Origin of the sequence: Methylobacter sp. sgz302048, from assembly GCF_052162025.1 — a bacterium.
GTDB lineage: Bacteria > Pseudomonadota > Gammaproteobacteria > Methylococcales > Methylomonadaceae > Methylobacter.
Genome location: NZ_CP197401.1, coordinates 1,620,893 through 1,633,821, shown reverse-complemented (window position 1 = coordinate 1,633,821; position 12,929 = coordinate 1,620,893). Strand labels below are relative to the sequence as shown.

Genomic DNA, 12,929 nt, shown 5'->3' with positions numbered 1-12,929 from the left:
GAAATCATGCATAACCAAGAATTAATTCTACTGACCCATGTCCCGACCGAATCGGTCAACGAAGGTTTTCTGCCGGCGGCGCGCCGCCTCGGCCTGTCGCCGGTGCTCTTGACCGATCAGGCTGAAGCGCACCGCCAGCACTTTAGTCAGAGCGGGCTATCGGCCTATCCGGATGCCATCATTTCCTGCGACGTATTCAACCCGCTCGCGGTTATCGAAGCAATCAGCCGACGCGGGCGCAAGCCGGCCGCAGTTTTTTCCAACAGCGATCACCTGCAAACCAGCACGGCCATTGTTGCCGAGTACTTCGGGCTGCCCAGCAAGGACTGGCGCGTAGCCTACCGAGCCAAGAACAAGGCCGAAATGCGCGCTTATCTGGCCGAGCAAGGCATCGAAACGATACGCCATGCCGTAGCATGGGATCTGGACAGCTTGGCGCAGGCCGCCGACCGAGTCTCCCTCCCTTGCGTCGTCAAGCCGCGCGAAGGGGTTGCCAGCCAGGAGGTCGGCCTGGCGCGGGATTACACCGAGCTTGCCGCCCACTGTCAGGCCGTCTGGCAAGCGCGCCCTGGCCAAGTGATGCTGCTGGAGGAATACCTTGAAGGGCCTTTGTGCACGTTGGAAACGCTGGGGGATGGCAAGGCCCTGCGCGCGCTAGGCGGGTTCCATGTACGCCTATCGGCACCGCCGCATTTCGTCGAACTGGCAGCCGAATGGAACAGCAAACTGGCGGAGCGGCACGATGTGCTGAGCCAGATCACCCGTTTCGGCGTCGGCTTCGGCGCCTGCCATACCGAATTCGTACTGACGCCCCAAGGACCGCGCCTGATCGAGATCAATTACCGCTGTATCGGCGACCGGCGTGATTTTCTGCTTGAGCAGACGCTGGGCATTCCGCTGTTCGAAACCGTGCTGCGGCTGCACCTGGACGAGCCGTTGCCCGCCTTGACATTGACCCCACGCGCCGCGGCAATACATTACATTACGCCCTCGATAGAAGGCCAAATCATCCGCGGCCCATCTTCATTCAATCACAGCAGTGCGACAGTCGACATCGGCCTTCGCGTATTGCGCCAAGTGGGCGAAACCGTAACGATCACGCACTCCAATAAGGATTACCTGGGCATCCTGACCGGCGTCGGTACGAACGAGGAGACGGTGCGCCAGATGCTGGCACAAGCCGGCAATGACCTGATTTGGGAGATCCGCTCATGAGGCATCAGCAGGACTATATTAGCCGTCGCGTTGTCGATGCGCTGCTGCGGGAAAATGTGAGAGACATAGTGAGCAAAGGGCGCATGGTCCCGGCTATCGACATGCCATTGCCCGATGCGCCCGAGCAAATCAGCCACTGGCTGGCCGTCGACCATCTCGGTGATGGACGCCTATGGATTCCGGTCCGGTCTTGTACTTTCATGCAGGCCTGGGCGCTCCACGAGCTACCGTTGATCTGGCAAAGCCGCGAGGGTTACCGTCGGCTGGATGACTGCACCGCCATTCTGGCGCTGTTCCGGCAGGGACTGGACCCGGCCTCGGCCGCCTACTTCGATGACTATGCCGAGGAATGCCTGATCGCTGTCGAGCACGGTATCCTGTGCAGACAAGAGCAGCAGCGTTACTTTGCCGAAGTAAGACAAAGTGGACTGAAGAACATCAATACCAGCTGGCTGGAACGGCAGTTGCATTATGAACGGCTGGCCGCCTTTCTCGACCATCCGTTATATCCGACCGCACGCGCAAAGCTGGGGTTGTCCCCGGACGATCTTGCCGCTTTCGCACCGGAATTCCAGCGTCCCTTTCAACTGCACTGGCTGGCCGTAGACAAGACTATCCACTTCGGCGCAACGGCCGAGGCAAGCCTGCAAGGCCTCTGCCCCGGCTTTGAAGAGGTCGGCCTCGATAAGCGACTGAGTGACAATTACACTCTGCTGCCGATTCATCCATTATCCATGCATCAGCAGTTCTATGCCCTGGCAAAAGCGCACGGACTGCAGGGCAAGCTCCTGCTGGCACCCAAGCCCTATCTGGAGGTCTTGCCAACTTTATCGGTGCGTACCGTGGCCGTGCAGGCCAAGCCGGGACTGCATATCAAACTACCTATGGCGATACATACATTGGGCGGCAAGAACATACGCACCATCAAGCCCAGCACCATTGCCGACGGCCATACCGTGCAAAGCCTGCTGAGCCGCATAGCGGCCCAGGATGCGAATATCGCCGGTCGCTTGTTGTTGACCGATGAAAGCCTGGGCGCCCATGTCAATCATCTGCCTGAACTGGGCTACATCCTGCGCCGTTATCCGGCCGGGCTGGAGCGGTCTACGGTCGTGCCGGTAGCAGGCCTGCTCGCGGAAACGCCCCAAGGATGGCTGGTGGTTGAAGAGTTGGCGCAGCATTTTTTCGCCGACCGGCTGGAGGATTTCCTCGATGCCTATCTGGAGGCAACGCTGCGCACGCACCTGGTGTTATGGCTGCGTTACGGCATCGCCCTGGAATCCAATCAGCAAAATTCCATGCTGGTGCTCACTAACGAAGAGCCGACCCTGCGCCTGCTGCTCAAGGACAATGACGCCCCGCGCATCCATGGGTCCCGTCTCGCTGCACGCTGGCCTTCGCTGGCGCCGTTCGTGGACACCTTGCAGGACCGCCGCATCGTCGTGGACGACGAGCTGCCGCTGGCGCAGATGTTCACGACCATCACCCTGCAACTCAACGTGGCGGTCCTGATTGAAGGACTGGCCAATATCAGCCATCTGAGCCGTCAACAACTCTACTGCAATGTGCGACATAAAATAGACGGACTGCTCACGGAACTGGCCCAACAAGGGGAAGATATCGACTTGGCTCGCCGCGTCTTGCTGGAAGACGACTGGCAGTACGTCAAGTACCTGCTCACCGCCGCCAGCCTGAAACCGAAAGCCGCAACGGGTGCTGCGGATGTCAACAAGTTTTACGGCAAAACCGGCCCCAACTTTCTGAAGGAGAACCTGTGACTGTCGCCCAACGCCGTATGGTGATGGCCGTCATGGGTTGCCACTTCATCGCCGCTTTCGCCGCTCTCGGCATGCCGCCCTTTTTCGCCCTGATCCTCAGCGAATCGCTGCACAGCACTGACACTTACCTGGTCGGCTGGTTCTACGTGGTACCGACGATTTTCACGGCACTGTCCAGCCCCTGGTGGGGCGCGTTTGCTGACCGTATCGGCAAGAAAATCTCGCTGCTGCGCGCGCAATTGGGCTTGTCAGCCAGTTTCCTGCTGGCCAGCTATAGCGACAGTACGGAGCTGTTCTTTCTGGCCCTGGCTTTGCAGGGCATACTGGGCGGCACTTTTGCTGCTTCCAACGCTTATTTGGCAACCATGGCCAGCGGCCCTGTCCTGGCCCGTAGCCTGACGCTGATGCAAGGCTCTGCGCGCGCGGCCCTGGTCGTGGCGCCTGCTGTGCTGGGATGGTTCGCCACCTCGATTCCGCCGATAGAACTCTACCGTTATCTGGCTTTGCTGCCGTTGGCTGCGGCTCTGCTGCTTTGGGCGCTGCCTGAGCCGGCATCGGCTACGCATGACAAGTATCGACCGGAGGCACGCGCTGCTGACCCGGCGCCGCTATCTGCGACCAACATTTACTTGCTGCAGTTTGCTTTCATTTTCGCCACGGTCGCCACCTTCCCTTACTTCATTCCTTATGCCCAAGGCCTAGATTCAGTGTCCGTCGAGCTGGCCGGTCTGCTGTTCGGTGTACCGAATCTGCTTTATCTGGTCGCGGCCGGCCTGTTAACCAGCTATCTCAACCGGCGAACATCACCAACGGGATTGGTATGGTTGTTCCTGCTCATGGCCCTTGCCCTGTTCGGCCAGGCCCAGACACAAAGCCTGATAGGCTTGACCCTGTGGCGGGTACTGATGGGACTGGCCATGACTGGCAGCTTTATCGTACTACATGCCTTCATCGCGGCACTGATACTTGAAAGCCAGGCCGGACGCACTTTCGGCTGGCTGGAAAGCGGCTCGAAGTGGGGCGCGGTAGCCGCCGGGCTGGCTGCTGGGGCCGTGGTGGACGGTTTTGGGTCACGGGCACCTTTTTTACTCGGCGCCGGGGTTATGGTCGCCGCCGCCAGCTGGCTGGCTATTTCAAGCCTTGGCCGCTGGCGCACTGAAAATATCTGACACTCTGGAGATAAACTATGGGACATCAAGCTCTACAAATTTTTTATCAGAATTGCTCGGCCGAGGATCAGGCCGGCCAGCGCAGCCTGGAGACCTTGCTTAATTGCTATTGCCGGGAAGTCGCCAGTCCAGCCGGCCAGATCAGCATTGGCCCCTTGTTCGGCCAGGGCGACTGGCCTATGGCCTTGCGCACAGCGCTGGGACAAGGCGGCGGCAAGGCCATGCACATCCTGTTGCCGCACAGCGGAGAGCGGCTGCTGGTCGCCGTCGACCAATCATCGCCTACCGGCAACTATCGCTATCGCTCGCCTTTCTATCACAAGTCGCCGGGCCGGCCCTGGTCTCCTTTGGAATGGCACACATTGGCGACGCTGCTGCTGCGCGATCTGGCCGAACAAAACGATGTGCCGTTCAATGAGGAACTGCTGGAGCAAATCCGCGACAGCGTCGCCGTCGCCGGCGCGATTCTGGCCGTGCCGCAACCGGCAATGCCCCGTGACACTCTGGCAGCCTATCTGGATTCCGAACAATCATTGGCATTCGGCCATCCGTTCCATCCGGCTCCGAAGAGCCGGCAGGGCTTTTCGGCTGCGGATCTGCAGCGCTATGCGCCGGAATTGCGCGCCAGCTTCCCGCTGCATTATTTTGCCGTACGCCGCGAACATTGGCTGCAGAATTCACTGCTGCCGGAATCCACCGATGCCCTGCTGGCGGCCCAGGCACCCGTCGGCCTGCAAGCGGACGATGATTTCGCGCTGCTGCCGACGCATCCGTGGCAGGCGCGCTATTTATTATCCCAGCCGCTAGTACGAGTGGCTATCGAACAGGACCGGCTGCGCGATCTGGGGCCGCAGGGGCCAGCCTATTTTGCCACCTCATCGATACGCACCCTGTTCCATCCGGACAAGCCCTATTTTTACAAATGTTCCCTACAGGTGCGCATTACCAACTGCGTGCGCAAGAATGCCATCTACGAGCTGGAAGGGGCGCTGCAAGTCACCCGCATCATGCAGACTGTATGGCCGCGCCTGGCGGCACAATTCCCTACCCTGCGGGTGCTGGAGGAACCTGCCTATGCATCGGTACGGCTGGGCGGCAATGAAGCCCAGGCCGATCGTGAAGCCGCGGAAGGATTCGGCCTGATTCTGCGCCAGGGCCTGGACCCGGCAGACACTGCTACAGTGACGCCGCTGCTTGCCGGCTCGCTGTTCGGCAATCATACGCGGGGCCAGGCGCGCCTGGCGGACATGCTGGACAGGCTGGCACAAAAGCAGGCTGCACCAAGGGAGTCCGTAGCCGAAGACTGGTTCTCGGCGTACGTGCAACAACTGCTGCCGCCGGTGCTGCATTGCTTTTTCGACCACGGCATCGTTTTCGAACCGCATCTGCAGAACGTGCTGCTGGGCCTGACCGAAGACTGGCCCAGCCACATCTGGCTGCGCGACTTCGAGGGCGTCAAACTGGTCGCCGGGCGATTCAATGCCGTTTCTCTGGGTACCGTCGAGGCAAGGGTGCGACAAGGGTTGTTTTATAGCGACGATCAGGGCTGGAACCGTATCGCTTATTGCCTGCTGGTCAACAATTTCTGCGAGGCCGTGGCGCAGTTAAGTGCACTGCATCCCTCCCTGGAGCCGCGCCTGTGGCGTATCATCGGACACCAGCTGCGCAGTTATCTGGCGCACCACGGCAACCCGAACGCGGCACGGCGCATCAATGCGCTGCTAGCTGGAGCCCCTTTCCCGGCCAAGGCCAACCTTATCAACCGCTTTCACAAGCGTCCTGATCGTGAAGCCTCTTATCTGCCACTGCCCAGCCCGTTGGCCTACCTGCGAGACATCTGATATGAATGGACTATCAACCCGCATGACGGAAGCCGTTCGGCACGCCTGTAGTGATGAGCTGTTGTGCGCTTATATCTACGATCTGGGAGCACTGGACCGGCACGCAGCCGGTCTGGCCGCTTCGCTGCCGGATAATTGCGAGCTTTTTTACGCCGTCAAGGCCAACTCCGATCTGCCGATTTTGCAAACCTTGGCATCTCATGTACACGGTTTCGAAGTTGCATCCGGCGGCGAATTAGCCTGGGTGCGTAGCCATTTTCCTGATGCACCGGTCATCTTCGGCGGTCCCGGCAAGCTCGATACGGAGCTGGCTACCGCCTTGGAACTCGGCGTGGAATTGCTGCATGTGGAGAGCCTAGGCGAATTGCGGCGGCTCGCATGGCTGGCCCGGAATGCGGATCGGCAGGCTGATATACTGCTACGCATCAACCTGGCGCTGGATGACGTACCAGCCACCACCTTGACCATGGGCGGACGCGCCACGCAGTTCGGCATAGAGGCCGGTCAACTACCCGAATGCCTGACATGGCTCGCGGGGCACCCGGAGATTCGGTTGCGCGGCTTCCATTTCCATCTGATGTCCCATCAGCTGGATGCCAGCGTGCATCTGGCATTGCTCGCCCGCTACTTCCGCCAGGTGCGGCAGTGGCGCGAACAATTCGGACTTGCCGTCAACCATATCAATGTAGGGGGTGGCATCGGCATCAATTACCGGGAGCCTGAACGGCAATTTGACTGGCCGGCATTCAGCGCCGGCCTTGCAGCCTTGATAAAAAGCGAAAACATGGCGGACTGGCGCATCCGCTTCGAGATGGGCCGCTATATGACCGCAGCCTGCGGCTATTACGTCATGCAGATACTCGATATCAAGCAATGCTTCGGCCGCCATTTCGTGGTCGGCCGCGGCGGCACGCACCATTTCCGCACGCCCTATGCCCAAGGCCACAGCCATCCGTTTTTCATATTGCCACAGGAACACTGGCCCTATCCCTTCCCGCGGCCCGAAGTCAAACAGGCCCGAGTCACCGTGGTCGGCCAACTTTGCACGCCTAAAGACATATTGGCCAGTGATGCGCCAGTTGAGAGGGTGCGGGTCGGCGATCTGCTAATGTTCCCCTATGCCGGCGCTTATGCCTGGCATATCTCCCATCATGATTTTTTGCGTCACCCGCACCCGCAGCATATCTATCTGCCAGCACAGGAGCCAGCCCATGCTGCAAACCAATAAGCTGAAACAGGCTCTGCGCAACGGTAAAACAGTTTACGGACTGCTGAATTCCATACCGGCGCCCTTGCTGGTGGAGATGATAGGCTATGCCGGCTACGACTTCGTCATCCTGGATCTGGAGCATGTGAACACCAATCCGGAAACCCTGGAGAATATGATTCGGGCGGCGGAATGCGCCGGACTGACCGCTTTAGTGCGTGTGCCCGGTATGGATGCCGACATGATTCTGCGCGCTCTGGACAGCGGCGCGCAAGGCATCGTCGTCCCTCACGTGCAAAGCCGTGCCGAAGCGGAAGCGGCCGTCAGCGCCAGCCGCTACCATCCGTTGGGTGAACGCGGCATCAGCGGCGGCCGCACCACCGGTTTCGGCCGCCTGGATCTGCCGAGCTATTTCGAGCAGGCCAATGCCGAGCTGCTGGTCGCGGTCATGATCGAAGACCGGGCCGGCGTGGAGAATATCGACGCCATCGTCTCCGTGCCGGGCATCGATCTGGTGCTGGAGGGCGCGATCGATCTGTCCCAGTCTTATGGCGTGCCGGGCCAGGCGCAACATCCGGACGTGCAGGCCGCCATCCTGGCCATCGCCGATGCCTGCCGCAAGCACAACGTGCCGTTCTGTGCCATACCGCGCCTGCCGGAACAGGGCGAATACTGGCGCCGGTGCGGCGTTCAGGCCTTTCTGCTGGGCGATGACCGGGGCGTTTCCTTCCGTGCCTTTAAGGCGCACCTACAAAGCTGGAAAAACCAGTCATTATCATGAGCGCAGCCATTTCCAAGAAGCTGTGGTTCGGCCATCTCTATCTGGGAATTGCGCTTGCCCTGCCCCTGCTGATTATTGCCGCCAGCGGCATCGTACTGAGCTTTTACGATGACTTGCGCTTCGCTTCACCGCCTTACCGCCTGGCAGCGCCGGCGTACCAGCCGCGCGATGCCGTCACCTTGGCCGAATCCGTCCGGCGACGCTTTCCCCACCATCGCCTGGAGGTGCTGTTTCTGCCGACGGCTCCGGAACATAGTGCCAGAGCCAGACTGACCGGGCCGGAACCACTGCTGGTGTTTATCCATCCCGGCACGGCCGCCATTCTGGCGATCAGGAACGGCGCCGATCAGGACGGACTGGATTGGCTGCGGGAGCTTCACCGCGGCAGCGTATTGGGCCTGCCCGGAAAGATTGCCGCCAGCATGACTGGTCTGGGGACGCTGTTGCTTTGGCTGATGGGGCTGCGGCTAGGGTTCAGGCGTCAAGGGAAGGCAAAACGGCGGCGGGCAAAGCGTTTCCCTGAACTCATGGCGATCCATCGGCAAGCGGGGCTGCTGCTGGGCGGTCCTGTTGCCGTTCTGGCCTTACTGGGTGCGTTGCTCAACTTTGCCGGCCCGTTGATGCAATGGCTGGACCCGCCGCCGGCCATTGCAGAGCCCGCTTCCGCGCGGCAGATGCTGCCGCTGCCCAGATTGATTGATGCAGCGATTGAAGGTTACCGCAACGCCCCGCTGGAACGCATCTACTTCCCGGCCGATGCAAGCCAGCCCTGGCGTTTTCGGTTCCTGGACGGCAGTTGGGGATTTGTGAATGGTCAAAATGGAACGCTGCTAAAACTCAAAACGCCTTTCTCTCACTGGACCCTGCTGCTGTATCCTCTGCATAGCGGCAAATTGCCGGGCATCAAGGGCCATTGGCTGCCGGTCTTTTGCGGCATCGCCCTACTTTTCCTGCTCGGCAGCGGCGTGCATCGCGGCTGGCGCATCGTCAAGCCGCGCAGCCGCCAGACATCCTTGTGCCGCTCTAACTCAATTCAATCGATTGCCCATGTGAGCGAATAGAACAAATTCTCCCGCGCTCTGTCCAATTTGATATTTTAAAGAAGAAGGTAGCGGCCATGGCAACACATCACGCTGTTCCGGGGGAAATTGTCGACCTTGCCAGTTGGGCTAATGACCTGCCCAATGAAAAAACAAAGGTCATCATAAAAACAGATACGATGGAGCTGGCGCGCCTTGTCGTGCCCAAAGGCAAGGAGTATCCCAGCCACCAGGTGCCCGGGCCTGTGGTCGTCCATTGCGTTCAAGGGAAAATTGAGTTCACTGCCATGGGCGGGACACAAGAGCTGCATGACGGCCAACTGCTCTATCTCATGCCGGGGGAACCGCATTCGCTCAGAGGCGTAGAGGATGCGGTCATCCTGCTGACCATCCTGCTTACGAACTGATGTTACGCAGCTGTAGGGTCAAATTCACTTGTGCCTTTAGGATATTCGACCCGGGACAAACGCCCATGTACCGGCCTGTGCAATGCGAATACCCGCAAGGGGCACAAGTGAATTTGCACCTGCACGGCATCGCAGTAACACTAAAACAGCACAGAGATCGATTCGTGCTTAACATCAATTACGAACTGATGTCGCTATCTCCGGACTCTTTATCTACGGGAATTCCGCTGATAACCTTCTGCCCCGAGAACATAGCAGAAATGATGCCGCCCCCTTCCCTTAACTCGGTAATGATTACCGCCGCCACATGCAAAATGACGATGACAGTCAGGATATAAAAACTATAAAGGTGCACCACTGCAACGGGTTTGCGGTAAGCGCGCATGACTTCATAGGCGGCCGCATCGTACATCTCGGGCGTATAGGGAACCAGCGAATCCGGAGAAACGCCGGAGGCTGCCACCCATTGCGCGATCCAATGGCCAATGGGCGGATAAAACAGATCAGTGCCCGCCAGCACCAGACCGGTGATTGCTTGAACTGTCAGGAACAGAAGTATTGCAGTTACCGACAGCCGCCCTATCGGATTGTGGCCGAGATACTGTTCGGGCCGACTAGCGAAGAAGGCCGCCGCATAGCGGCGCAGCGCTCCAAAATACCCTCTGCCGCCGGGCAGAATCGATCGCCACCGCGCATAACGGTTGCCCCAAAAACCCCACACGATACGCCAGAGCAGATTGAGCGCGAATAGGTAGCCGACCCAGGCGTGGACCGTTTTCAGAGTCACTTTGCCGGCATTGTGAACCCCAAGGTCGCCGGCGTTGAGAATCACAAGTCCCACAGCCGCCAGAACAGTGACGCAAAACACATTGATCCAGTGAAACCAGCGCGTGCCGGCATCCCACACCGTATAACGTTTCAGTTCAGTCATGCCGGTTCTCCATTTTTATCCGTAGATTAATCTGCAATCGATAGCCTTTGCAGACGAATGTTTGATTTGCAATCATTTTACACATCCAATAAGTTATCCAGTTCAGCATCGTTATACGCCAGCCATCCTGCTGGCCGAAAAATTATGAAAAATTAATCGGATATTAGTTTAGATGACATTTCGGCTGCTGTCTGTCATCAAGCAATATTTAAATCTATCCTTATAATAAATAGCTTTTTTGCTTTATTCGACGAAACAGACTGGAGCCCAATAAATGCTTGAAATTATTCACATTCCTGTCCTGAACGATAATTACATTTATCTGATCCGCGACCCCGCATCCGGTGAAACGGCCGCCGTAGACCCCGCCCTTGCCCAGCCGGTTCTGGATGTTCTGCATGAAAAAGGCTGGCGCCTGACCTACATTCTGAACACGCATCACCATGGGGACCATGTCGGCGGCAATCTGGAATTAAAGGAAAAAACCGGCTGCACGATTATCGCGGGCCATTCCGACAGGAATCGTATTCCCGGCATTGATATTGGCGTCAGCGAAAACGATCAGATTGCGCTCGGCCGACATGTGGCCAGCGTTATTTTCACGCCCGGCCATACCAGCGGCCATGTTGTCTATCATTTTGCCGAAGACCATGCGCTGTTTTGCGGCGATACGTTATTTGTCATGGGCTGCGGCCGCCTGTTTGAAGGCACGGCCGAGCAGATGTGGCATTCGCTGCAGAAACTCAAAGCCCTGCCCGCTTCTACGCGCATTTATTGCGCACATGAATACACGCAGACCAATGGCCGGTTTGCCTTAAGCGTAGAACCCGATAACCGGCAGTTAGTGCAAAGAATGGACGAGGTCAATCAATTGCGGGCGAAACACCTGCCGACCGTGCCTTCCACTATAGCGCAGGAACTGGCGACCAATCCGTTCTTCAGGGAAGACAGTCCGGCGCTGCAAAAACACATCAACATGCCGGGTGAAGCGCCGCTGCGGGTATTTGAAAAAACCCGAAAATTGAAGGATCAGTTTTAAAACCTGGCGGTTACGAATTTAGGCTTACTCCCAGGCTCTACTGCCAATTCTCTCAAGAAGAGCCTGGGAATTGAAAGATCGAATAGTTTAATGGGCAACCATCATTCCTGAAACGCAGTCAGCCTATTGCGCAGGCCAGTAGAAAGCCAATGAAGCCCTCTTTCCGCCGCCCACCTTGGCATTCTGGCGCAAGACTCTCCCGTCTTTCTCGGCGAGAACGGTATAATTTCCCGGCTTGAGCCTGGCAAAAAGAAAAGGACCGTCGGCTACGGCTTCAACAACCGTGTTGCCTTGCGCATCGGCAATCCGCACATTGACGTCGGCAAGAAACTCACCTGTTCCTTTAGCGGCGAACAGCAGGTTCAAATTGTAATCGCTTTTCATGGCCTCCATTGCAGAACGCTCGCTCTCGCCAATGCCGCCGCTGACGAATGTCACGTCGCCTTGTGTCTGGGGCTCTGGCCAGTCTTCCTGTGCAAACGCTTGCAGGCTGAACAGAAGGCAGGATGTAACCAGCGCAGATAGTAATCTCTTCATAAATATTTTCTCCTTGATTGTTTGAACATGCGAGGCGCATGAGCATTAATTGTAGTCTTAAAGAAAAATATTTTGTAGATTTTGTAAGTTTTACAGATTTTGCAGATTTTGCAGATTTTATGAATATAGCAAGTTTACACTTCCATATCTGCTCGTTACCGTACAAATCGTGGGCAGATACTTAACGTTGAATTTTTGGGTTAAGCCGAGATCTCCAGCGCATGAATTCCAAAACCAGGCCAGGCTGTTCCCTTGCCGCTTTGAGAAAAATTAAATTTACTAACGGAATGCGATTTGCAAGGATCCTTAAAATAAATCGTTTTACAACCAGTAACAATTGATTTTTTATTGTCTTAAACAAATAGATTGTCATCGTTCTGAGCAAAAGCGCCGCTGTGCGGTAAAAGCCCGCCCGAACAATTCCGTACGAAAACTGGAGGTAAATCATGGCTCCTGATAGGGTACCTAATGTTGTTTTTAAAACCCGAGTCCGCGACGAAAGTATCGGAGGCGATAACCCTTTTCGCTGGCAGGACGTCACTACGGATGACGTTTTCGCAGGCAAGAAAATCGTGTTGTTCGCATTGCCGGGCGCATTTACACCCACTTGCACCAGTGCGCATCTACCGGGTTATGATGCCAAATATACGGAAATCATCGGCCAGGGCGTGGATGAAGTGTACTGTTTAGGCGTCAATGATGCCTTTACCATGTATCAATGGGCCAAGCATCTGGGCATCAAACACGTAAAAATGCTGCCTGACGGCAATGGAGAGTTTACCCGGGGCATGGGCATGCTGGTCAAGAAGGAAAATCTGGGATTCGGATGCCGCTCGTGGCGTTATTCGATGCTGGTCGATGATAAAAGAATCATCAAACTGTTCAGTGAACCGGGACAGACCGATAACTGCCCGGACGACCCGTTCTCGGCCAGCGATGCCGATACGATGCTCGATTATTTAAAGCACCAGTAATCTGCAGCCG

At 57.2% G+C, this 12,929-nt stretch carries 12 protein-coding genes; 10 read left to right on the top strand and 2 right to left on the bottom strand.

The genetic code is table 11. From position 1 onward, the window contains the following. Positions 1–6: 6 nt before the first annotated feature. Genes ACTNE6_RS07685 through ACTNE6_RS07650 form a run of 8 tightly spaced genes read left to right on the top strand, consistent with a single transcriptional unit; the run spans position 7 to position 9,438 of the window. Positions 7–1,215, top strand: a complete 1,209-nt coding sequence (locus ACTNE6_RS07685; RefSeq protein ID WP_442499216.1) for a hypothetical protein — start codon at positions 7–9, stop codon at positions 1,213–1,215. Continuing rightward, positions 1,212–2,993 carry an IucA/IucC family protein gene (locus ACTNE6_RS07680; RefSeq protein ID WP_442499215.1) on the top strand — a complete coding sequence of 594 codons (1,782 nt, stop codon included), beginning with the start codon at positions 1,212–1,214 and terminating at the stop codon, positions 2,991–2,993. The genes ACTNE6_RS07685 and ACTNE6_RS07680 overlap by 4 nt, the downstream gene beginning before the upstream one ends. After that, the gene (locus tag ACTNE6_RS07675) at positions 2,990–4,162 is read left to right on the top strand and encodes an MFS transporter (protein WP_442499214.1); all 1,173 of its coding nucleotides are present in this window, start codon (positions 2,990–2,992) and stop codon (positions 4,160–4,162) included. Before ACTNE6_RS07680 ends, ACTNE6_RS07675 begins: the two co-directional genes overlap by 4 nt. A gap of 17 nt (positions 4,163–4,179) precedes the next feature. Continuing rightward, complete coding sequence (locus tag ACTNE6_RS07670; protein ID WP_442499213.1) at positions 4,180–6,003, top strand: IucA/IucC family protein; 1,824 nt, start codon at positions 4,180–4,182, stop codon at positions 6,001–6,003. A gap of 1 nt (position 6,004) precedes the next feature. Next, positions 6,005–7,231, top strand: coding sequence for a type III PLP-dependent enzyme (locus ACTNE6_RS07665; protein WP_442499212.1), 1,227 nt, complete (start codon positions 6,005–6,007; stop codon positions 7,229–7,231). After that, on the top strand, positions 7,215–7,991 hold the full coding sequence (locus tag ACTNE6_RS07660) for an HpcH/HpaI aldolase family protein (RefSeq protein WP_194969821.1): 777 nt from the start codon (positions 7,215–7,217) through the stop codon (positions 7,989–7,991). Before ACTNE6_RS07665 ends, ACTNE6_RS07660 begins: the two co-directional genes overlap by 17 nt. Further along, positions 7,988–9,052 carry a PepSY-associated TM helix domain-containing protein gene (locus ACTNE6_RS07655; RefSeq protein ID WP_442499211.1) on the top strand — a complete coding sequence of 355 codons (1,065 nt, stop codon included), beginning with the start codon at positions 7,988–7,990 and terminating at the stop codon, positions 9,050–9,052. Before ACTNE6_RS07660 ends, ACTNE6_RS07655 begins: the two co-directional genes overlap by 4 nt. Positions 9,053–9,108: 56 nt before the next feature. After that, on the top strand, positions 9,109–9,438 hold the full coding sequence (locus ACTNE6_RS07650) for a cupin domain-containing protein (RefSeq protein WP_442499210.1): 330 nt from the start codon (positions 9,109–9,111) through the stop codon (positions 9,436–9,438). A gap of 178 nt (positions 9,439–9,616) precedes the next feature. Here the strand turns inward: ACTNE6_RS07650 and ACTNE6_RS07645 are convergent, their stop codons facing one another. Further along, positions 9,617–10,369, bottom strand: coding sequence for a cytochrome b/b6 domain-containing protein (locus ACTNE6_RS07645; RefSeq protein ID WP_442499209.1), 753 nt, complete (start codon positions 10,367–10,369; stop codon positions 9,617–9,619). Between the two features lie 274 nt (positions 10,370–10,643). On the opposite strand from ACTNE6_RS07645, the gene gloB reads away from it, so the two are divergent. Continuing rightward, a complete protein-coding gene (gene gloB, locus ACTNE6_RS07640) occupies positions 10,644–11,408 on the top strand; it encodes a hydroxyacylglutathione hydrolase (protein ID WP_442499208.1) in 765 nt (254 codons plus the stop codon). A 123-nt stretch (positions 11,409–11,531) separates the two neighbouring features. Here the strand turns inward: gloB and ACTNE6_RS07635 are convergent, their stop codons facing one another. Next, entirely contained in the window at positions 11,532–11,945 is a 414-nt protein-coding gene (locus tag ACTNE6_RS07635; RefSeq protein WP_434484889.1) for a carboxypeptidase-like regulatory domain-containing protein, read from the bottom strand. Between the two features lie 446 nt (positions 11,946–12,391). Between ACTNE6_RS07635 and ACTNE6_RS07630 the strand changes: the two genes are divergently transcribed. Further along, complete coding sequence (locus ACTNE6_RS07630) at positions 12,392–12,919, top strand: peroxiredoxin (RefSeq protein ID WP_442499207.1); 528 nt, start codon at positions 12,392–12,394, stop codon at positions 12,917–12,919. Positions 12,920–12,929: the final 10 nt, after the last annotated feature.